Source organism: Vibrio casei, assembly GCF_002218025.2.
GTDB classification, from domain to species: domain Bacteria; phylum Pseudomonadota; class Gammaproteobacteria; order Enterobacterales; family Vibrionaceae; genus Vibrio; species Vibrio casei.
This window is the reverse complement of sequence record NZ_AP018680.1, coordinates 2,446,619-2,468,634: the sequence shown is the minus strand read 5'-3', so window position 1 is coordinate 2,468,634 and position 22,016 is coordinate 2,446,619. Positions and strand designations below refer to the sequence as shown.

At 41.5% G+C, this 22,016-nt stretch carries 15 protein-coding genes and 1 riboswitch; of the genes, 11 read left to right on the top strand and 4 right to left on the bottom strand.

All coding sequences use genetic code 11. The annotated features are described in order from the left end of the window. The first annotated feature begins 360 nt into the window (after nt 1–360). The 3 genes from tamA to VCASEI_RS11470 all read left to right on the top strand — a co-directional run bounded on the left by tamA (nt 361) and on the right by VCASEI_RS11470 (nt 6,361). Nucleotides 361–2,082, top strand: coding sequence for an autotransporter assembly complex protein TamA (gene tamA / locus VCASEI_RS11480; RefSeq protein ID WP_226983277.1), 1,722 nt, complete (start codon nt 361–363; stop codon nt 2,080–2,082). Next, the gene (gene tamB, locus VCASEI_RS11475; RefSeq protein ID WP_089110769.1) at nt 2,082–5,855 is read left to right on the top strand and encodes an autotransporter assembly complex protein TamB; all 3,774 of its coding nucleotides are present in this window, start codon (nt 2,082–2,084) and stop codon (nt 5,853–5,855) included. The genes tamA and tamB overlap by 1 nt, the downstream gene beginning before the upstream one ends. A gap of 140 nt (nt 5,856–5,995) precedes the next feature. Further along, nucleotides 5,996–6,361, top strand: coding sequence for a DUF2799 domain-containing protein (locus VCASEI_RS11470; protein WP_086962057.1), 366 nt, complete (start codon nt 5,996–5,998; stop codon nt 6,359–6,361). A gap of 76 nt (nt 6,362–6,437) precedes the next feature. Here the strand turns inward: VCASEI_RS11470 and ppa are convergent, their stop codons facing one another. Both ppa and fbp read right to left on the bottom strand, forming a co-directional pair. Then, nucleotides 6,438–6,965, bottom strand: coding sequence for an inorganic diphosphatase (ppa, locus tag VCASEI_RS11465; RefSeq protein ID WP_086962055.1), 528 nt, complete (start codon nt 6,963–6,965; stop codon nt 6,438–6,440). A 191-nt stretch (nt 6,966–7,156) separates the two neighbouring features. Then, a complete protein-coding gene (gene fbp / locus VCASEI_RS11460; RefSeq protein WP_086962053.1) occupies nt 7,157–8,167 on the bottom strand; it encodes a class 1 fructose-bisphosphatase in 1,011 nt (336 codons plus the stop codon). A gap of 257 nt (nt 8,168–8,424) precedes the next feature. Between fbp and mpl the strand changes: the two genes are divergently transcribed. The 5 genes from mpl (at nt 8,425) to thiQ (ending at nt 14,132) form a co-directional block, all read left to right on the top strand. Next, nucleotides 8,425–9,789 carry a UDP-N-acetylmuramate:L-alanyl-gamma-D-glutamyl-meso-diaminopimelate ligase gene (mpl, locus tag VCASEI_RS11455; RefSeq protein ID WP_086962050.1) on the top strand — a complete coding sequence of 455 codons (1,365 nt, stop codon included), beginning with the start codon at nt 8,425–8,427 and terminating at the stop codon, nt 9,787–9,789. Between the two features lie 78 nt (nt 9,790–9,867). After that, on the top strand, nt 9,868–10,494 hold the full coding sequence (locus tag VCASEI_RS11450) for a flavin prenyltransferase UbiX (RefSeq protein WP_089110770.1): 627 nt from the start codon (nt 9,868–9,870) through the stop codon (nt 10,492–10,494). A 73-nt stretch (nt 10,495–10,567) separates the two neighbouring features. Continuing rightward, a riboswitch (TPP riboswitch) is annotated at nt 10,568–10,676 on the top strand. 94 nt (nt 10,677–10,770) lie between these two features. Then, nucleotides 10,771–11,730, top strand: coding sequence for a thiamine ABC transporter substrate binding subunit (gene thiB, locus VCASEI_RS11445; protein WP_089110791.1), 960 nt, complete (start codon nt 10,771–10,773; stop codon nt 11,728–11,730). Between the two features lie 57 nt (nt 11,731–11,787). Further along, nucleotides 11,788–13,377: a thiamine/thiamine pyrophosphate ABC transporter permease ThiP gene (gene thiP / locus VCASEI_RS11440; protein ID WP_086962046.1), complete on the top strand. Its 1,590-nt coding sequence runs from the start codon at nt 11,788–11,790 to the stop codon at nt 13,375–13,377. Between the two features lie 35 nt (nt 13,378–13,412). Continuing rightward, nucleotides 13,413–14,132 carry a thiamine ABC transporter ATP-binding protein gene (gene thiQ / locus VCASEI_RS11435; RefSeq protein ID WP_086962044.1) on the top strand — a complete coding sequence of 240 codons (720 nt, stop codon included), beginning with the start codon at nt 13,413–13,415 and terminating at the stop codon, nt 14,130–14,132. Between the two features lie 76 nt (nt 14,133–14,208). Here thiQ and VCASEI_RS11430 read toward each other — a convergent pair whose 3' ends face one another. Then, the gene (locus VCASEI_RS11430) at nt 14,209–14,895 is read right to left on the bottom strand and encodes a hypothetical protein (protein ID WP_110957802.1); all 687 of its coding nucleotides are present in this window, start codon (nt 14,893–14,895) and stop codon (nt 14,209–14,211) included. A gap of 368 nt (nt 14,896–15,263) precedes the next feature. Then, nucleotides 15,264–16,703: a PhoH family protein gene (locus VCASEI_RS11425; protein ID WP_086962041.1), complete on the bottom strand. Its 1,440-nt coding sequence runs from the start codon at nt 16,701–16,703 to the stop codon at nt 15,264–15,266. Nucleotides 16,704–17,191: 488 nt separating this feature from the next. Here VCASEI_RS11425 and rapA point away from each other — a divergent pair, with 488 nt between their 5' ends. The 3 genes from rapA to VCASEI_RS11410 all read left to right on the top strand — a co-directional run bounded on the left by rapA (nt 17,192) and on the right by VCASEI_RS11410 (nt 21,992). Beyond that, the gene (gene rapA, locus VCASEI_RS11420; protein ID WP_086962039.1) at nt 17,192–20,116 is read left to right on the top strand and encodes an RNA polymerase-associated protein RapA; all 2,925 of its coding nucleotides are present in this window, start codon (nt 17,192–17,194) and stop codon (nt 20,114–20,116) included. A 116-nt stretch (nt 20,117–20,232) separates the two neighbouring features. After that, a complete protein-coding gene (gene rluA, locus VCASEI_RS11415) occupies nt 20,233–20,970 on the top strand; it encodes a bifunctional tRNA pseudouridine(32) synthase/23S rRNA pseudouridine(746) synthase RluA (RefSeq protein ID WP_086962037.1) in 738 nt (245 codons plus the stop codon). A 32-nt stretch (nt 20,971–21,002) separates the two neighbouring features. Further along, nucleotides 21,003–21,992: a D-2-hydroxyacid dehydrogenase gene (locus VCASEI_RS11410; RefSeq protein ID WP_086962035.1), complete on the top strand. Its 990-nt coding sequence runs from the start codon at nt 21,003–21,005 to the stop codon at nt 21,990–21,992. Nucleotides 21,993–22,016 lie beyond the last annotated feature (24 nt).

Here is a 22,016-nt window from a genome sequence, read left to right as displayed (position 1 = left end):
AGCTTAACTAAGTAATAACAGACCGATTCGCTGTTGTGGTTATTTCATTTATGGCGATTTTTCTTGGGTATTATTAATTAACCTGAACTCTGGGTAACCTAAGTTAAACAACTTGTTTTTTTAGCGCCTAACTTCGTTAAAATTAACGCAATAGACTAGCTATTTGCTCATAATTTTTCCTCGTTATACATCTAAAATCTCTGAGTCGTTCTTTAAATGATAAAAATAGACTATAAATTAATAGGTTATAGATTTTTTCATCCCTAGTTCAGGTTAATGACTGAGATATAGAATTTCGGACAACCAACCTACCTTAATTTAGTGCGAGAGTACAAATATTCACATATGAAAATATCTTGGATGTCCTCATTATTTGGCGGTTTGCTGAGCTTTGCAGCAATGACGAGTTACGCCGATACAGACCTGAAAATTGAAGGATTAGATGGTGACCTTGAGGACAATGTATCGGCTTATTTATCCTCTATAAAAGAGGAGGAGTATTCGGTCTCATTGCGCTTTCAGTCTAGAGTAGAAGAGAATATTACTGATGCCTTAAAAGCATTAGGCTACTACAATCCCACGATGACCTTTTCGGTTGATGGTGATACCAATGAGCCTTCTGCAGATACTACTCTTATCGTAAAAGTGGATATCGGTGAGCCTACCATTATTTATGAAAGCGATATTGTCATTGAAGGTGATGCGGCAACGGATATTGATTTTTTGAATCTACTTGACCGCTCTAAACTTAATCTTGGACAAATTGTGAACCATGGCCATTATGAATCATTGAAAACCTCGATTCGTAATTTAGCCCTTCAAAAAGGTTATTTTGATGGCGAGTTCACTGATACTCGCTTACAAATATCCCCTCAACGTAATCAAGCGTTTGTCCATTTACACTATAAAAGTGGTGAGCGTTATATGTTTGGTGCTACGAGTATTATTGGCAGCCAAATTGAAAAAGAGCGTGTGCAATCTTTAGTGCCATATAAGGCTGGCGATTATTATCAATCGACAACGCTGGGATTATTGAATCAGAACTTATCCAGTTCGGAGTGGTTCTCGAGTGTTTCTGTCGAACCTGATCTTGATCATGCTGGAAAAGATAAAACATTACCTATGACCGTTAGGTTAGCCCCTCAAACTCGAAATCAAATTGAAACCGGTCTTGGATATTCGACTGATGTGGGGCCTCGCGGTAAATTATCTTGGAAGAAACCTTGGCTTAATCAGTATGGCCATAGCGTAGGAGCGAGTGTCGTGGTTTCTGCGCCAGAAAAAACGTTTGTGGCTAATTACAAAATTCCATTAGAAGACGTATTACGTGATTATTATTTAGTGCAATATGGCTATAAAGATGAAAATGATAATGATACTAACAGCCAAGAACAAAATTTATCCTTTGAACGTCATTGGCTTTACGATAATGGTTGGCATCGCAGTATTTATGTTCGAGTTCTATATGAGGATTATATTCAAGCTTCAGAGCAAGGGACCTCAACCTTTGTGTTACCCGGCATTTCTTTTTCTCGAGTCCGGTCTCGGGGCAGTACCATGCCAATGTGGGGAGATAAGCAAAGTATCAGTATCGAATTTGGTGATAAATCAATGCTTTCAGATACGAGAATTGTACGAGTGATTGGTCATACTGGATGGATTCGGGGGATCGGCCAGAATCATCGTTTCTTAACACGTCTAGATGCCGGCGGCGCATTTGCTGATGATTGGTCAGAAGTCCCGCCATCTCTGCGGTTCTTTGTCGGGGGAATCAACTCCGTACGAGGTTACGGCTATGAAGTGATTTCGCCAGAAGATGAAAATGGTAAGCTTGTTGGTGGCGCGTATATGGCGACAGGTAGTTTAGAATATCAATATAGAGTTACTGGAAATTGGTGGTGGGCGACGTTTGTTGATGCTGGGGATTCTTGGACCGATACGCCTAACTGGAATCAGGCCGTTGGGATGGGGGTTCGCTGGGGGTCACCTGTGGGACCCGTTAGATTAGATTTCGCTTATGGTTTGCAGGCAGATAAAGGCGATCAATTCAGAATTCACTTTACTCTGGGGCCTGAACTGTAATGAGACGACTCCTGAAATGGTTACTTGGCTTGATTTTATTGATACCGACCACATTGCTGGTGGTATTAGTTTTAGTCACTATTTTGGTCTTCACTAATATAGGGTTAAGCAGTGGTTTATGGGTGGCTCAAAAACTGGTTCCTGAACTGAAAGTTGGTTCAACTGAGGGCAGTTTATTACCGAATTTTAGTTTGCATGATGTTGAGTATGTCAATCCAGAACTTGGGGTTAAAACTTATTTAAAACGATTTGATTTTTCGACTTCTTTAGACTGTTTGTTCGAGCATTCTATATGCATTGATACAGTGGCTATTGATGGGCTTAAATTTTCGATGCCGACTCTCCCTGAATCAAATACGCCACCAGAGGATGAATCATCGGGTGGACTACCTGCACTTTTTTTACCTATCCCAATCTCATTGACTCACTTGAATGTGAATAATATTGAGATCAATGTATTAGGGTATAAAGCTAAATGGGATCATTTTTCAACGGGTTTCTATGCTCAAGGTCGGACGCTAACCGTACGTCCAATAGTATGGAAAAAAATTGATCTTACACTTGCTCCTGTCGAGGAATCCCCGGTTAAGGTGAAGCCTATCATACCACTATCTAAGCAGTCGGATATTACTCTTCCTAACGTTATTTTACCGTTTGGAATCAAGCTAGAGAAATTGGATGTTTATGATTTTACATTGAAGCAAACTCGTCCAGTCGTGGTGAACCATCTCGGATTGCAAGCAAGCGTAAGAGGAAGTGATGTTGAAGTCAAAAATTTCAAACTTGATATGCCAGAAGCGGATTTATCATTAGAAACAAAAGTGACATTATCCGGAGATTATCCTCTTTCGCTAGAAGCAAAAGGGATGGTTAAGATGCCAGACTATAAAGGTCAAGTTATTGACTTGAAAGCGAAAGGAAGTGTGGCGGATTTAACATTATCAAGCCAGCTTTCAGGCGATGCTATCGCCAAATTGAATGCACGAGTTCAGCCTTTAAAATCAACACTCCCTTTTGAATTGAGTTTACGCGATGTGAAAGCGCAGTGGCCATTTAAAGGTCAAGCAGATTACCAAGTGTTACTGAAACAACTTGATGGAAAAGGTTCACTGGAAGGGTATCAATTGCAGCTCGATGGTCAATTGGCTGGAACGGAGATCCCTCAAGTAAATATCTCAGGCAATGCTCAAGGGGATTTAAGTCAAATTTCTTTAGACCGATTGAATATTGATACTTTAGGCGGAAATATTTCGGGCCAAGTGATGGTGAATTGGCAAGCGCCGTTAAATTGGAATGCCACTCTAGGATTAACGGATATTCAACCGGGCTTACAGTGGCCGGAGGCCGAAGGCAAAATTAGTGGCAGTATTATTCATTCCGGTTCCTTGACTTCTCAAGGTGGTTGGCGGGTAAAAGTCCCGACATTGGATATTAAAGGTATTATACGAGATTACCCACTAGTTATAAGAGGGCAGTTGTCCGCGCATGATGTTACCGGGCGCGGTCAATATACCGTACGTACCCGTGGTTTAAAAATTGCTCATGCAGGTAATGGAATCAAATTGAAAGGTAAGCTTGATAAGCAATGGGATATGAACCTTGATGTTGATATGCCTAAGTTATCCAACACATTACCTCAATTAAAAGGGCAGATAAAAGGCAATATCCAATTACGTGGTGAACAAAAACAGCCTAAAGTAATCACAAATCTAGCCGCGACTAACATTGATTGGAATAATGCTGAAGCGACGCTGACATCCTTGAGCTTAAAAGGTGAGGTGTCCCCTTTTCCTGCGCCAAGTGGTGATATTGTCCTCCAAGCTCGAAAAGGATATTACCAAGAAAATAAACTGGATGACTTAACGCTCCGCTTTTCCGGTAATGAGCAACTACATCGACTTTCTTTAGAAACCGTCACCGACATTGCCTCAGCCAAGTTACAAATTCAAGGTGGGCTAAAAAAACAAAACGTTTGGAAAGGCCAATTACAAGATGCCAGTGTGGCATTGTCTGTTCAAAAAGATAAAGAGTCGCCAGTTTGGCGTATTGATCACCCTGTCGATATTCAATACATCTTAGACACTCAAACCGCCAATGTTCAGGCGCATTGTTGGCTGAATAGTCCTTCTAAAATTTGTTTGGATAGCGATCTAAAAGCTGGGGAATCTGGCGAAGCCAATTTATCTATTCAACATTTCACCTTCAATCAATTACAGGCCTTTCTTCCTAGCGCTACAAAGATTGAGGGTGAGATTAATGCGACAGCGTGGGCAAAATGGGCAAAAAATGCACCACCACAAGTGGAACTTGAACTTGATGTTCCAACCGGAAATATTACACAAGACCTTGAGCCCCCCGTAATCATTGGTTGGGATAAGCTGCATTTGTCCGCTGATTTGAAAGACAATAAATTAGCCATGAAATGGCTTTTTGACCTGACAAAAAATGGCCAGATACAAGGTCAGTTAGCGATACCAAATGTTCAGGCTAAGCAAATGGAAATCGAAGGTAAGAATACTATCGAGTCGATTCACCTCGGGTTTTTGAGCCCGTTGCTTGGGGAGCAAAATCGTATGAACGCTATCGTTCAATCTGATTTTGCTTTTAAGGGGCCCATGCTTAATCCGAAAGTGAATGGACAATTTAATATTACCGATTTTCTTTTAGAGGGACAGATGTTCCCTGTGGATGTCAAAAAAGGGGAAATTAATACCAAATTTAATGGGTATTCAGCCGTCTTAAACAGTGAGTTAGACACTGCTGATGGCAAATTAACCTTAAAAGGTGATGCCAATTGGGCACAAAGAAATCAGTGGTTTGCCAACTTAAGAGCCTTCGGTAATGAATTAAAAGTGGATGTGCCGCCAATGGTTGCTTTGAAAGTAAAGCCTGATCTCACCATTGCAATCACTCCAACGCTCGCCAAAATTACAGGTCAAATTGATATTCCTTGGGGGAGGATCTTGGTTGAAGAACTTCCTGAAAGTGCCATTAGTGTTTCAAAAGATGAAATATTATTAAATGAAAAGTTGCAACCCATTGAAGAAAAAACGGGGTTGCCAATGGCACTAGAGACCGATGTGACCATCAATATTGGTAATGATGTCAGTTTGTCTGCATTTGGATTAAAAGGAAATTTGGTCGGCAGCTTAAAAGTGTCACAGAAAAATAAAGGCCCTTTTATTCTCGGTGAAATTCGAATTGAAAATGGTTATTACCAATCGTTTGGTCAAGACTTGATCATCAAAGAGGGCAAGATCTTAATGAATGGTCCTGCTGATCAGCCTTATGTCGCGATCAAAGCGATTCGTAATCCAGATAATACAGAAGATGATGTAGTCGCTGGGATTCAAGTGACAGGGCCTGCTGATGCACCAGAAGTGACGATTTTCTCTGAGCCGGCTATGTCGCAAAACAGTGCTCTGTCTTACTTATTACGCGGTCGAGATGTTGATGATGTGGGCGGGGGCAGCGCCATGACAACTGCTTTGATTGGATTAAGTTTGGCGAAAAGTGGCAAAGTTGTTGGGCAAATTGGAGAAGCGTTTGGTGTGCAAGACCTTCAGTTGGGAACTGCAGGCTCTGGGGATGATTCTCAAGTGACGGTGAGTGGTTATATCGCCCCCGGTTTACAAGTAAAATATGGCGTAGGTATCTTTAACGCACTGGGGGAGTTTACGGTTCGATATGAGTTAGTGACTAATTTTTATATTGAAGCGGTTACCGGATTAGACAGTGCTGTTGATTTTATTTATCAGTTTAGTTTTGATTAAAAAGTGAACTTTAATCATAAGCCATGCGTATCTTATATTGCGAGTACGATTATTTAGTCTCAATCATTGAGACTATCAGTTATTGACTATTCAGTGACGAGTAATCACAAAGTACTTATTTCAATATAAGGAGAATAACGATGAAAAGTTTCTTTTTAATACTCATACTGGTGGTATTAGCTGGTTGTGCATCGCAACACGATATGCCAGATACTAGTAATGTCCAAGCATGGAAGGCGTATGGAGAAAAACAAGCTAATCAAGGTTTTGTTGAATATTCTAAACAGGATTTAGAGAAAAAAAGTGGACTTATGGAGCTTAATGCTGCCGCTGCCGATGCTTATCACCAAGGTTACTTGATTGGGCAAAAACAGTATTGTAGCCAAAATCCATCATGGTTAGCTTCTTCAGGACAAACTTACCGTGGCATCTGTGATGAGGTTAATCCGCAATTCGGCCAAAACTACATGGCCTCAAGTACTCAATATAATGGTAGCCGAATGTAGTGCTGTTATAACAAACCCCCAATGTTGATTACTCAACAATTGGGGGCAATTTATCATTGGTCTTTTTATGGCAGGGTTATTTTTTAGCGCGCTCAAAAGATTCTAAAATTTCTTGGCGTGCTGCTGCAACATCTTCCCAACCGTCTACTTTTACCCATTTGCCTTCTTCAAGATCTTTGTAACGCTCAAAGAAGTGAGTTATTTGTGCTTTTAATAAAGCAGGTACATCGTTGATATCTTGAATATGATCGTACTCTTTTGACAGCTTACTGTGTGGAACCGCGATCACTTTTGCATCTTCACCAGATTCATCCGTCATTTTTAAAACGCCAACTGGGCGACAGCGAATAACTGAACCTGGAATCAATGGAAATGGTGTTGGAACCAATACATCTACTGGGTCACCATCTAAAGAAAGCGTGTGGTTTACATAGCCGTAGTTGCATGGATAGAACATAGGTGCAGACATGAAACGGTCAACAAATACGGCGCCGCTGTCTTTATCAACTTCGTATTTAATTGGGTCAGCATTTGCTGGGATTTCAATCACGACATAGAGATCATCTGGTAGTGATTTACCAGCAGGGACGTTGTTTAAGCTCATGAGGCTTCCTTCCTAAGTTTTGATAATTGGATAATAAAATAACGTGATGATTATAACGTGAGTTGTGAAGGGTTTGTAAAGTGAATGAGATAAATATGCGAAGGAAATTTGTTCCCTTGATGGATGTGTCTATTTGATAATACAAAAGAGGAAGCCAACGCCTCCTCTTTCTTCTGAGTTCAGATTAAATATTATTCTGGGTATTGCTCTAAAAAGCTTTCGACTTTATTGACCATGATAGGAGAACCAACCACAAATGGCACACGCTGGTGTAATTCTGTTGGTTTTAGATCAAGAATACGATTTTTACCATCACTGGCTTTACCGCCTGCTTGTTCCATTAAAAAGGCAATAGGATTGCATTCATACAAAAGACGAAGCTTGCCATTTGGGTGGCTCTCTGTGCTTGGGTATAAATACACGCCACCTTTTAATAGGTTACGGTGAAAGTCGGCGACTAATGAACCGATGTAACGTGAAGTATAAGGGCGCTTCTCTTCTGGCACATTTTCTTGGCAATATTTGATGTATTTTTTTATTCCTGTTGGGAAACGAATGTAGTTGCCTTCATTGATGGAATAAATGGTGCCAGATTGTGGGATCATCATCTGTTCATGTGATAAACAAAATACGCCAAGCGAAGGATCATAAGTGAAGCCATGGACACCATTACCCGTGGTATAAACCAACATGGTGGATGAACCATAAATAATGTAACCAGCGGCCACTTGTTTATTGCCCGGTTGTAAGAAATCTTCTTGGGTTGGGGTGCTGCCAATCGGTGAAACACGACGATAAATAGAGAAGATAGTTCCGACTGAAACGTTTACATCGATATTAGATGAGCCATCTAATGGATCCATCAATACCACATACTTGGCGTTTTTATTTAGATCTTTATTGAATGCAACGGCTTCATCTTCTTCTTCACTTGCTACACCACAGACTTGATCTCGAGCTTCTAATGCGGCTTTGAATTTGTCATTCGCGTAAAGATCGAGTTTTTGTTGTTCTTCACCTTGAATGTTTTCAGCTCCGGCTGCTCCAGTAATGTCTACTAAACCTGCTTTATTGATTTCTCGGTTGACGATTTTTGCCGCCAATTTAATTGAGCCGAGAAGGGATGAAAGATCACCACTGGCGTGAGGGAAATGATGTTGGTTTTCTACAATAAATTCACCAAGTGTGCGCATGGTCGACATGATTGATCCTTATGTGTCGTTAGGCGAAACAATACCTTGTTTAGAGGTGTATTAGGTTTTAACGAATTGTAAATTGGTAAACTTTTTAATGGTAATGAAGTAACTTGTGAAATTTCACAAAGTGTGAGGTCACAACGGTTCTTTAAATGATAGCTTACTAAATTCTAACCATACTTTTTGTCTGCTTTACGTTACTATTCCACCCTCATTTATTTGATACATTCTCAACCTCCGCTGATGGAGCAGGAACGACGGTTATGCATATTCATATTCTTGGTATTTGTGGCACTTTTATGGGTGGAGCTGCGGTACTCGCAAGACAACTCGGACATAAAGTGACGGGGTGTGACGCCAATGTTTATCCCCCGATGAGTACATTGCTTGAATCACAAGGTATTGAAATAATTGAAGGCTTTGATCCAAGCCAACTAAGCCCTGCACCGGATTTAGTCGTGATTGGTAATGCCATGAGTCGTGGTAATCCTTGTGTTGAATATGTTCTAAATAACAATCTAAAGTACACCTCTGGCCCTCAATGGCTACAAGAGTTTTTATTACATGATCGCTGGGTGTTAGCGGTGTCTGGAACACATGGAAAAACCACGACTTCAAGCATGCTGGCATGGATTTTAGAAGATTGCGGTTATGCTCCAGGCTTCTTAGTTGGAGGGGTGCTTGGTAATTTTGGTATTTCAGCTCGATTAGGTGAAAGCGTATTTTTTGTGGTGGAAGCCGATGAATACGACAGTGCTTTTTTCGATAAGCGTTCAAAGTTCGTGCATTACCATCCTCGCACGTTGGTGATGAATAACCTTGAGTTTGATCATGCTGACATTTTCGACGATCTAGAAGCAATTAAGCGTCAATTTCATCATTTAGTCCGAACTGTGCCTGGAAACGGCAGGATCTTAACGCCAACGAATGACTCTGGTTTGGAAGAGGTGATTAAACGGGGTTGCTGGAGTGAACTGGAGCATATTGGTGATGATGGTCATTGGAAAGCGAGTAAATTGGCAAAAGATGGTAGTCATTTTGACGTTTATTTAGATGGTGCATTATCGGGGACTGTAAAATGGGATCTTGTGGGTGATCATAATGTTAATAATGCGTTAATGGCGATTGCGGCGGCTCGTCATGTTGGGGTGACCGCTGATCTCGCTTGTGAAGCCCTAGGGAAGTTCATTAACACAAAGCGTCGATTAGAATTAAAAGGTGAGGTGAATGGGATTACAGTGTATGACGATTTTGCGCATCATCCTACCGCTATTGATCTCACGATAGAAGGCTTACGTAATAAGGTGGGAAACCGTAAAATTATTGCCGTTTTTGAACCTCGTTCTAGTACCATGAAGATGGGCGTACATAAGCAAACGCTAGCCGCTTCATTTCAACACGCCGATGAAGTATGTTTGTACCAACCGAAGAATATTTCATGGTCGGTGCAAGACATTGCTGACCAATGTCCACAACCAAGCTATGTGGATAGCAATATTGATAGTTTTGTGGCACACATTGTGGCTCAAGCCGAAAGTGGGGATAAAATTTTGGTAATGAGTAATGGTGGGTTTGAAGGGATCCACAATAAGCTGTTAACGGCTTTAGAAGCAAAAAGATCATCGTAAGCAAATAGATCATGGGAAGTAAATAGATCACTATGATCTTTTCACTCTAAATCATCATTCTTTGTTGAGGAAATTCATATGTCTCAATCTGCAAAAAAGCGAATAACCCTAGCTTTCACGGGCGCTTCTGGTGCGCCTTATGGTTTACGTTTGCTAGAGTGTTTATTGGCGGCTGACTATACGGTGTATTTGTTGATCTCTTCTGCTGCTCGTGTCGTGATGGCAACTGAGCATGGCTTGAAGTTACCGAGTGGTCCAGAGGCTGCGCAAAAAGCATTAGTTGAACATCTAAATGGTCATAGTGAAAAGTTGATTGTGTGTGGCAAGGAAGATTGGTTTTCTCCAGTGGCTTCGGGCTCTGCAGCACCAAAACAAATGGTCGTTTGCCCTTGCTCTGCAGGCAGTGTTGCCTCGATTGCTCATGGCATGTCCGATAATCTGGTTGAACGGGCTGCCGATGTGGTAATGAAAGAGCGCGGACAATTATTGCTGGTGGTTCGTGAAACACCATTTTCGACATTGCACCTAGAAAATATGCATAAGCTTTCCCAAATGGGGGTTACGATCATGCCGGCTGCACCTGGGTTTTATCATCAACCAAAATCCATTGATGATCTGGTTGATTTTATGGTGGCACGAATCCTTGATCATTTAGGTGTTGAGCAAGGTTTGGTCCCTCGATGGGGTTATGATCAACGAGATTAAAATGAATTATGCTTATCATTTTTAGTGTTAATCTCTGGCCTATTAACGGTTAACTCAATACAATCACGTTCATTAATACTCATCGGGGTGCTAAATCAATGACGGATTTGGCTGAGATCTTTTAAGAGACCCGTGAACCTGAACCAGATAATGCTGGCGTAGGAATTGAGTCAGGATTCTTCTTCCTTTTCTCCCCCCTGTGCCGCTCACTAAATAAGGATTCATCTAGTGAACTTCACAACCCAATGGCTGACCGCTCTCACATTACCTTACGTGATGGCTTTTTCAACTACGGCTATCTCTGCTGAGAAAGAAACCCTAACCGTTTACACCTATGATTCATTTACTTCAGATTGGGGGCCAGGGCCTAAGATTAAGCAAGCATTTGAAAGCCAATGTGGTTGTGTCTTGAACTTTGTGGCATTAGATGATGGTGGATCGGTACTTAGTCGTATTCGTTTAGAAGGCTCAAATACTAAAGCGGATGTGGTGTTAGGGTTAAATAACAACATCATGGCGCAAGCGCAAGAAACGGGATTACTTGCAAAACATAATGTTGATACTTCAAAGGTTACGATTCCGGGAGGATGGAACAGCGACTATTTTGTTCCTTTTGATTACGGTTATTTTGCTTTTGTGTACAACAAAAGCAAGATGAAAAATCCACCGAAAAGCTTAAAAGAGTTAGTTGATCGTGATGATTTCACGATTATTTACCAAGATCCGCGTACTTCAATTACGGGGCAAGGCCTGTTGCTTTGGATGAAAACGGTATACGGTGACAATGCTGCGGATGCTTGGCAAAAAGTAGCTAAAAAAACCGTGACTGTCAGTAAAGGTTGGTCTGATTCTTACCCTATGTTTTTAAAAGGGGAGAGTGATATGGTTTTGTCTTACAGCACTTCACCGGCTTATCATATTATTGCTGAAAATGATGAGCAATACGCCGCCGCTGATTTTACCGAAGGTCAATATGCGCAAATTGAGTTAGCCGCTAAAATGAAAAGCTCTAAGCATCAAAAATTGGCGGATGAGTTTATGTATTTTATTTTAACTGACGATTTTCAATCGGTGATGGCGACTGGAAATTGGATGTACCCGGTGACTGATATTGCTTTGCCAAAAGGTTATGATCAGCTAACACTACCAAGTAAAATGTTATCACTTGATCCTCAAGTTGTGGCGAAACAGCTGAAAAGCTGGACTCGTGAATGGCAAATGGCGTTATCACAATAAATGTTTTGTTTCATTATTTGAACGTGTCATTGGCAAGCTTAACTATAGGAATGCATTGTGGTTAATGTTGCCGTACCTAAATTAGGCATTGCAGTTGCGGTGGCGATTGGCTTATTTGTGAGCTCAACAGTGGGTGCGCTCATTCAGCACGCCCCTACCTTAAATCTGGGTTGGATCGTTTCTGACCCTTATTACCGCCACATTACCTTTTTTAGCTTCTATCAAGCTTTCTTTTCAACATTACTGAGTATTGGTTTTGCCATTCCGGTTGCACATGCTTTATCTCGTCGTGAATTTAAAGGTAAAAATCTGCTGTTGAAGATTTTTGCGTCGACTTTGGTGTTACCTGTATTAGTTGGGGTCTTTGGTATTTTGGCTATTTTGGGTAACAGTGGGGTGGTGGCGGATGCCTTTAGAGCCTTTGATGCACGCTTACCTTTTTCTATTTATGGTTTAAATGGAATCTTGGTAGCTCATGTGTTCTTTAACTTGCCTTATGCTAGCCGTTTATTATTGCATTCTTTAGAATCTATTCCGAATGAGCAACATAAACTCTGTGCTAATTTAGGCATGACCCATTGGCAAAAATTTCGACAAGTTGAATGGCCACGACTGCGCCAGCAATTGCCTCAGGTGGCCGGCTTAGTTTTTATGTTGTGCTTTACGAGCTTTTCTACGGTGATGGCATTGGGAGGGGGGCCTAAATCGACCACTATTGAGCTGGCGATTTATCAAGCGATTAAGTTTGATTTCGATTTACAAGCTGGTGCCATTTTGGCGTTATGGCAAATGGTGTTGTGCGGTGTATTAAGCTTAACCTTATTACGCTTGACGAAAGTACTGCCAGCTTCAACTATGAGAGCTCAACAACGTTTAGCATTATTATCTGATACTAAAAGGGCAAAAATTTGGGATGGAGTGTGGATTATTGCTGCCATGATTTTAGTACTGCCGCCTTTATTCATGGTGGTTTGGCAGGGGCTTAATCCTAAGTCGTTAACCGTGTTGCAAGATGAACGATTTTGGCAGGCTTTAGCGGCCTCTATTAAAGTGGCTACTTTGGCGAGCACGCTCTCGTTATTGATGGGCGTTGCCATTTTGTTTACCAGCCGAGCTTGGCATTTAAAAGGCTTGATTCATCGAGCTGGTCGCTTAGAGCTGATGGGTACGATCATCCTCGTGACGCCGGGGATCGTGGTCAGTACAGGGTTATTTTTGCTGCTACGCAATCAGGTTGATGTCTTTAGTCTGGCTTTTTGGGTTGTGATTTTAGTGAACAGTTTAATGTCACTGCCCTACATCATTAAAACCTTGTCTCAGCCGATGTTGCAAACAGCGCAACAGTACCAGTTTTTGTGCCAAAGCTTGGGAATGAAAGGTTGGACGCGTTTTCGTTTGGTGGAATGGCGAGCGTTGAATAAACCGATTGCACATGCGTTTTCGATAAGCTTTATGTTTTCAATGGGAGACTTAAGCGCGGTGGCTTTATTTGGTAACCAATCTTTTACCACGTTACCCTTATACTTATTTCAGTTACTAGGCAGTTACCAAATGCCAGCCGCCGCTGCCGTATCCTTATGTTTATTACTGTTTAGCGTATTATGTTTTGCGTTAATTGAATCTGTCTTCAAGCGTGGCAGTCGTTAACACTAACCATTTTATTTTCCGATAAGAAGTGATGCATGCCTGATTTAGCGATAGAAATACAACAAGTCATTTATGATTACCAAGAGGAAACATTCCACTTTGATCTCGCGGTCGAGAAAGGCTCAATTACTGCACTTATGGGGCCTAGTGGGTCAGGCAAGTCCACTTTACTGAGTTTAATTGCCGGTTTTATCGAACCTAAACAAGGCAATATTTGTGTGTTTGGATCTTCGGTGGTTGGCTTTGCGCCTCATGAACGCCCATTGGGCATGTTATTTCAAGAGCATAATTTATTTAGCCATTTAACGGTGCGTCAAAATATTGGTTTGGGATTGCACCCTGGGCTGAAGTTAACCAAAGAGCATCGACAGAAAATTGAACAAGCTGCCAAACAAGTGGGATTAGAAGTATTGCTCGATAGACTTCCTGAGCAGCTATCTGGTGGACAACGTCAACGAGTAGCATTGGCAAGGTGTTTTGTTCAATCTCATTCTATATGGTTACTGGATGAGCCCTTTTCAGCCTTGGATCCCATTTTACGTGAAGAAATGTTGATGTTGGTGGCAAAGCTTGCCCAAGAACGTGAAGTCACGGTATTGATGGTGACCCACCATCTAACGGATGCCAAAGCAATCGCGACGCACTTTGCTTTTATGGAGCAAGGAAAGGTGAGTGAGAGTGGTAGGATGTCGAATTTAGATCAATTACATACTAATGCCCATTTAGCCGCATTTATTAAAGCGAGTGGCTATTAATTGAATCACGGGATGGTGGAAGCAAGTGGTGAGATAGTTAACCACTTGCCTTTTATTAGAACAAAAATATATTGTATTAACGAGAAGAACGTTGATTTAACGAAAGATTTCTTTGTTCGATGAAATCAGAATAGTTGTCACCTTCGGCTTGTTTAGACCACGCCAAAAAGCTAAATAGGTATCCCATCGCTGAATAGAAAATAATGGTGTAGCCTAATACTTCTAAACCTTCTTCGGCGACACGTTTTACGATTCTATCGTAATTTGAACCTAATATGCCTTCCCATAATTCGCCAATTCCAAATAAGCGAGAGAACACCAATAATAACGCCATGCCTAAATTTAAAGTGATGAAATGGCGGCTTTGAACGAAACAAGAAAAAGTGCTTAATGCTTGTTGTTTATTGCGTAGTGCAAAAATAATGGAAAAAAGCGCCACTAAGGTTGCTGGGATAACCCAAAAACCATGGAAAATCAAATCAAATAGTCCATCCAATTCACGGATAAACATACAAGCAAAAAAGCCGGTCAGTAAAACACAGAAATGACGAGTAGAAGGATCTTTGTAAGCGGTGTAAGCAAAAGAAAGAGTGGTCAGTAATAACAGAATTTCTTGTAGGTATTCTGTCATGGAATTTTCTGATAGGCCTTGTTTTAAATAAATAAAATCAATGCTTAATGTAATGATTGGCAAGGTAACTAAAAAAGCTAAAAAGACGAATTGAGCAAATCCGTTAAGAATGTTACGTATTTCTAAAGACATAATGACTCCGGCTAGCGATAAAAATGTAAAATCCCCCATATATCCCTAATACTTGAAGTTGCTGCTTTGTTGACTGCGTTTATCCACCCCTTATATTTTATAAAAACGTCATAGACGAGCTATGCTCATGGGGTCTCATTGACTTGTCGCCTCACTGCAATTCCAATTACTTTAGGTATATATATGAAATTTTATTCTGACTTATTTGGGGGGATTTGACATTTTATCTGGAATAGAAGGATTGATACCAATATTGTTTAGTTTTATAAAATAAATTTTAATGATAATTAAATCTAAATAGAAAGGTAGACAACGAAGGCGTACCGTGTGCACACCTTCATTGTTTCTCGCTTTTATTGATTCACTGGCTATAAATTTTCTTCTGCAAACTCAGCTAAACGGCTACGCACTACACCATTTAAGTGCACGTTGACGCTGCCTTCAAAGTTCTTAAAACGTTCTACCATATAGGTTAACCCTGAAGTGACCGGGGTTAGGTAAGTTGAGTCAATTTGCGCTAAATTTCCCGAACACACAATTTTTGTACCTTCTCCACATCGTGTGATGATGGTTTTTATTTGTGAGGCGGTTAAGTTTTGGCACTCATCCAATAATACAAAAGCATTTTGAATCGAGCGACCACGCATGAAGTTAATCGATTTAAATTGAATATTGGCTTTATCACAGATGTATTTGAGTGAACCTTCGGTGCAATGATCATTTTTGTGTAAGGCTTCTAGTGTGTCGGTTATCGCTGCCAGCCAAGGCATCATTTTTTCTTCTTCGGTTCCGGGTAAGAAACCAATGGCTTCGCCAATGTCAGGAGTATTACGAGTAACGATAATTTTATCAAACATCTTTTTTTCAATCGTCATTTCAAGTGCAGCCGCCATCGCAAGCATTGTTTTACCGCTACCAGCTGCGCCCGTTAAAATCACTAAATCAATCCCCGGATCAAGCAGGGCGTCCATTGCCATGCCTTGATAGACGTTCTTGGGGCGAATATCCCAAGCTTGTCGATGCATTAAACGTTCACGACTGAGATCTTTTATTTTCGCCGTCGTGGGGTGTAATTCTTCAACTCGACCGGCAAAGTCGGTGTCTTCATCGATCAAATATTGGTTGATAAATGTCGGTTCCAGCCCTTCTCTGTCGACCATGTGAAAGGTTTTACTGCCTGTGGTTTGGCTTTCTACTTGTTTAAAGTTATCCCAAAAGCTTCCTTTGTACTCAGTGAAACCTTTAGTTAGGAATTGAACGTCATCAATCAGTTGATCGGTGCGATAATCTTCAACATATAAAACGCCTGCGCCTTTGGCTCGCAAACGCATATTGATGTCTTTGGTTATCAGCACGACTTCCCGTGGTGCTCGGCGGTTTTGCAAGGCGATGACACCATTTAGAATACGATTATCTCCCGCTTTGTCGGCAAAGGCTTTATCGCTGTCTTGGATGTCAAAATCGGCCAGTATTGAAATGGTTCCGGTCGAATGGTTGTCTTTCGCAAAAGGAATACCCTGAGAGATTTCATCGGGAGTGGCATCATGGAAAATCGCTTCTAGTGCGCGAATGGCGACTCGCGCATCACGAGCCACATCTCGTTTGCTATCTTTTATACGGTCAAGTTCTTCTAATACCGTCATTGGAATGACGACATCATGCTCTTGGAAGGAATAGATAGCGTGGGGTTCATGCAAAAGAATATTGGTATCAAGGACAAAGATTTTACGCGATGTTTTATCGTGTGGTGTATGGGATGGATGTGCGTGTGATGTATTGTTGGTTAGCGTCTTTTCGGTTGCGCCCATAGCGTCTCCTTTTTTCCGCAGTGCGGAAGGCTAGCAGTTCTTGAAGATGACTGCAGTTTAATAGCCAGAGGTGGCTGCTATGTTAAGGCGCTTATCCTGTTCCTTAACCTAACGCTATCGAGTGTGTCGGTAGCGTGCAGCTACATAACGATCAAACCCTTCTATTTTTAAAACACTAAAATATTCATGTTTCAGCGCCTGTTTGTTAGCGTGACAGTGAGTATTTACCGTGTTCTCTATGAGTATATGAAAGATTTTCTCTTTCAGCTCTACAATAACGGTTAAATATTGACACTTTTATGTCAGCTCACAAATTTAATGCAATTCATCGTGATATCTAACCTTGCATACAGTAAGATATGCGGCTTTTTTGTGGGATTCTAAATAAGATATTTCTTTTGCTTTTTTGTTCTTTTTTACGAGAAAAGCAGTCGACAACCCACTAAAATATATCTTAATAGAGTTCAGTTTCAGAGGTAGTCAATTACATGGCATTTGCGTTAGGTCAACGTTGGATTAGTGATACGGAAAGTGATTTAGGATTGGGAACGGTTGTGGCTTTGGATGCACGAACGGTCACCTTAATGTTTGTAGCCTCTGAAGAAAATCGGTTATATGCTCGAAACGATGCGCCTATTACACGTGTGGTATTTAATGTTGGTGATGTGATTGAAAGCCAAGAAGGTTGGTCGTTAAAAGTTGATGGCGTTGATGTGCAAAATGATTTGATTACTTATATAGGTACTCGTCAAGATAGCGAAGAAAGCAATGTCGAGTTGCGAGAAGTCTTCCTGAACCATCAAATTCGTTTTAACAAACCTCAAGATAAGTTATTTGCCGGTCAAATTGATCGTATGGATAATTTTGTATTGCGCTATAACGCCCTGTCTAATCAATATCAGCAACATAAAAGCCCCATGCGTGGCTTATGTGGTATGCGGGCGGGATTAATACCTCATCAGCTTTATATCGCACATGAAGTTGGCCGTCGTCATGCACCACGTGTATTACTGGCCGATGAAGTAGGGCTAGGAAAAACCATTGAAGCGGGCATGATTATTCATCAGCAAGTATTGAGTGGTCGTTCTGAGCGTATTTTAATTGTGGTGCCTGAAACATTGCAGCACCAATGGCTTGTGGAAATGATGCGTCGTTTCAACCTGCATTTTTCGGTGTTTGATGAGGAACGCTGCCTTGAGTCTCAAGCGGATGCGTTAAACCCATTTGATACCCAGCAATATGTATTATGTTCGCTGGATTTCTTGAAAAAGAATTCAAAGCGTTACAATCAGGCTTTGGCTGCTGATTGGGATTTACTCGTGGTTGATGAAGCGCATCATTTAGAGTGGAGCGTCGATGCACCAAGCCGTGAATATGAGATGGTTGAAGGCTTGGCCGCGAAAATTGCGGGAGTACTTCTTCTGACGGCAACCCCAGAGCAACTGGGTCATGAAAGTCACTTTGCCCGCCTACGTTTACTTGATCCTGATCGCTTTTTTGATTACCCAACGTTTGTGAAAGAAGAGCAACAATACGCACCAGTGGCTGAAGCGGTAGCGAGCTTAGAGTCTGGTAAGCCGCTTACTAACGATCAAAAAAATAGCATTACTGAATTATTGTCAGAGCAAGACGCCGAGCCTCTATTTAGAATTCTAGATGGGTGCAGTTCACAAACTGAATTTGATATTGAGCAGAAAACTTTAGCTCGCCAAGAATTGATTGATAACTTAATGGATCGTCATGGTACTGGGCGCATATTGTTCCGTAATACTCGTGCAGCGATTCAAGGTTTTCCGGAGCGCCATGTACACATGTTAGAAATGCCAATGCCTGAGCAATACACTCGAGCGATGCGTGTATCTAAGATGATGGATGGTGATCTTCCTGAACAAACTCAAGCGCTGAAAAACTTGTACCCAGAAGAGATCTTACAAGATCTCGAAGGCGATAAGACTTCATGGTGGACGTTTGACCCTCGTGTGACTTGGCTTATTGATAAAGTATTAGAAAAACGCTCGGAAAAGATCTTAGTGATCGCATCACGCTCCTCTACCGCCTTGCAATTAGAGCAAGCTTTACGTGAGCGTGAAGGTATTCGAGCCACGGTATTCCATGAAGGTATGTCGATTCTTGAGCGCGATAAAGCAGCCGCTTACTTCGCTCAAGAAGAAGGTGGTGCGCAAGTACTGATCTGTTCTGAAATTGGCTCTGAAGGACGTAACTTCCAGTTTGCTAATCAGTTGGTGATGTTTGATTTACCATTCAACCCGGATCTACTAGAACAACGTATCGGCCGTTTAGATCGTATTGGCCAAATTCGTGACATTGAAATTTTCGTTCCGCATTTAGAAAATTCAGCGCAATCAATTTTGGCTCACTGGTATCACCAAGGTTTGAATGCGTTTGCGGAGACCTGTCCAACAGGCCGTTCTGTCTACGATCAATATTCTGAACAATTGGTCTCGATATTGGCATCGGGCGAGATGGCCGAACTGGATCATTTAGTTGAAGAGTCAGCGTTATTAAATAAAAAACTGAAATCTAAGTTGGAACAAGGCCGTGACCGTTTACTTGAAATTCATTCTAACGGTGGTGAAAAGGCGCAAAAAATAACAGAAACCATCGCCAGCGGTGACAATGATACGAATCTGGTGACGTTTGCATTAGGCCTTTTTGATACGATAGGTTTGAACCAAGATGACAAGGGTGACAATGCCTTAGTCGTGACGCCATCAGAACACATGATGGTACCAAGTTATCCTGGATTGCCGTATGAAGGCGCCACGATTACTTTTGATCGTGAAACTGCGCTTTCTCGTGAAGATATGCACTTTATGAGTTGGGAGCATCCAATGATCCAAGGTGGTATCGACCTGTTACTCAGTGAAAATGTCGGCACTAATGCCGTATCTTTATTGAAAAATAAAGCGTTACCTGTGGGCACTATGTTCTTAGAACTCGTTTATTTAGTGGATGCTCAAGCGCCAAAGCGCAGTGGCATTAACCAATTCTTGCCAAAAACGCCAATTCGTTTATTAATGGATAGTAAAGGGAATGAATTATCTGAACAGGTACCATTTGATACGTTTAACCGTCAGTTAAGTCCGATTAACCGCCACATGGCAAGTAAAGTCGCCAGTTCAGTTCAAGATCAAATACATGCTTTGATTGAAAAAGCTGAGCAGGCGGTATTACCTAAACTGGACGACGTGCGACAGGATGCGAATGTCGAAATGCAACACAAGCTTAATGGTGAATTAGAACGTTTATTGGCTTTAAAAGCGGTTAACCCCAATATTCGTGATGAAGAAATTACGGCGATTGAGCAGCAAATAGAAACACTATCGAATTACATTGAAACCGCTCAATTACAGTTGGATTCGTTGCGTTTGATTGTAGTTGCGCATCAATAATAAAAAGAGTCGCTCCTAGCTTTTTCGCTGGGCGCGACACTTTCCATATTGTTATCGTAGGCTCAGGCTCTCAACCGGAAAGACTAGAGTTTACGAATCCACTCCTTAGGAACCCTATGGCTCTACTTGAATACTTTCCACCGACCGATCCTTGGACTGATATCATTTACCAAGATGAGCACATTTTGGTGGTGAATAAGCCGGCAGGGTTATTATCGGTTCCTGGCCGTTTAGAAGAACATTACGACAGTATTTGGAGTCGCCTACGTGAAAGCTATCCGAATATTGAGGTGGTACACCGTTTAGACATGGCGACCTCTGGTTTGATGCTATTTGCTTTAACTAAAGAAGCAGAACGTCACATTAAGAAGCAATTTCAATATCGCCTCACTCATAAAATTTATTATGCGCGAGTGTGGGGAAGTGTTGAGCACGACCAAGGTGAGATTGATTTACCGCTGATTTGTGATTGGCCAAATCGCCCTAGGCAGAAAGTGTGTCACCAAGATGGCAAGCCTTCTTTAACGCGTTATCAAGTAGTGGCGCGAGAAGAGCAGACGACCATAGTTCGCTTACTGCCAATCACAGGGCGTTCACACCAACTACGAGTGCATATGATGGCGCTTGGTTATCCGATTGTTGGTGATGAATTTTATGCGACTCCAGAGGCGTTCGAGTACTCTGAACGGCTGCAATTGCATTCTGCTGAGCTGAGTTTTTATCATCCAAAGGATAATCAATTAGCGACAACTTTTGTGCCTTGTGATTTTTATCTCGACGCCGACGCGCAAATTTTGCAACACTTTATGCCTGTAAGTGAGCTGCCAGATTATAAAACATTAGTATCATCTTAATTCATTCAATTGATTGCTGAAAAGGATTCTACATGCCCCTAACGCCTACGCATCTTCCAAGCAAACCGACGGTGGTATTTCTTGATGTCTCGACCATTCCAGAACATATCAATATTCCGAATCTGACTTTTGAACATCAATGGCAACAGTTTGATTTAACCCCACCTGAACAGGTTGTCGAGCGCATTCATTCGGCTGATATTGTTATTACCAATAAAGTTCCGCTTACTGCTGAGGTTTTGTCTCAAGCGCCAAATTTAAAGATGATTGCGGTGGCGGCAACAGGAACCAATAATGTTGATTTGGATTACTGCAGAGAACATAATATCGTGGTTACGAATGTACAAGGATACGGCACGCGCTCGGTGCCTGAACATGTAATGGCTATGATGTTTGCTTTAAAGCGAAACTTAGTTGGTTATCATCAAGATATTGCCGCTGGTGAATGGCAAAAGAAAAAACAGTTTTGCTTTTTTACACATCCGATTACCGATGTTGCTGGTGCGACTTTAGGTGTAATAGGAAGCGGAAGCCTTGGACAAGCAGTTGCTGTATTGGCTAAAGCAGTTGGTATGAAGGTCGTCTTTGCTGAGCGTAAAGGGGTGACCCCTGCACGGTTAGGCTATATGGCTTTTGATAAGGTGATAGAAACGGCGGATGTGATTTCTTTGCATTGTCCACTCAATGATGAAACTCGTCATTTAATTGCGAAGCTTGAGTTTGAAAAAATGAAGCCCAGTGCCATTTTGATTAATGCTGGTCGTGGTGGGCTAGTACATGAAGCTGATTTAGTCGAAGCATTGAAAATGAAGCAAATTGCTGGCGCAGGTTGTGACGTATTTATCCAAGAACCTGCTGATGAATCGAACCCTTTAATTGCGAATATGGATTTACCGAATTTATTACTGACCCCTCATGTGGCTTGGGGAAGTGATTCTTCAATTCAAACATTGTGTCATATTCTGATGGATAATATTGAGAAGTTCCAACAAGGTATTTCGCAAAATAGGATCGTTGGTTAAAAATAATATTTTCAATGGCTTGAA

Bases quoted from the DNA above. Each gene is read 5' to 3' on its own strand.
- tamA (WP_226983277.1), top strand. From the start codon at position 361: ATGTCCTCATTATTTGGCGGTTTGCTGAGCTTTGCAGCAATGACGAGT.
- tamB (WP_089110769.1), top strand. From the start codon at position 2,082: ATGAGACGACTCCTGAAATGGTTACTTGGCTTGATTTTATTGATACCG.
- VCASEI_RS11470 (WP_086962057.1), top strand. From the start codon at position 5,996: ATGAAAAGTTTCTTTTTAATACTCATACTGGTGGTATTAGCTGGTTGT.
- ppa (WP_086962055.1), bottom strand. From the start codon at position 6,965: ATGAGCTTAAACAACGTCCCTGCTGGTAAATCACTACCAGATGATCTC.
- fbp (WP_086962053.1), bottom strand. From the start codon at position 8,167: ATGTCGACCATGCGCACACTTGGTGAATTTATTGTAGAAAACCAACAT.
- mpl (WP_086962050.1), top strand. From the start codon at position 8,425: ATGCATATTCATATTCTTGGTATTTGTGGCACTTTTATGGGTGGAGCT.
- VCASEI_RS11450 (WP_089110770.1), top strand. From the start codon at position 9,868: ATGTCTCAATCTGCAAAAAAGCGAATAACCCTAGCTTTCACGGGCGCT.
- thiB (WP_089110791.1), top strand. From the start codon at position 10,771: ATGGCTTTTTCAACTACGGCTATCTCTGCTGAGAAAGAAACCCTAACC.
- thiQ (WP_086962044.1), top strand. From the start codon at position 13,413: ATGCCTGATTTAGCGATAGAAATACAACAAGTCATTTATGATTACCAA.
- VCASEI_RS11430 (WP_110957802.1), bottom strand. From the start codon at position 14,895: ATGTCTTTAGAAATACGTAACATTCTTAACGGATTTGCTCAATTCGTC.
- VCASEI_RS11425 (WP_086962041.1), bottom strand. From the start codon at position 16,703: ATGGGCGCAACCGAAAAGACGCTAACCAACAATACATCACACGCACAT.
- rapA (WP_086962039.1), top strand. From the start codon at position 17,192: ATGGCATTTGCGTTAGGTCAACGTTGGATTAGTGATACGGAAAGTGAT.
- rluA (WP_086962037.1), top strand. From the start codon at position 20,233: ATGGCTCTACTTGAATACTTTCCACCGACCGATCCTTGGACTGATATC.
- VCASEI_RS11410 (WP_086962035.1), top strand. From the start codon at position 21,003: ATGCCCCTAACGCCTACGCATCTTCCAAGCAAACCGACGGTGGTATTT.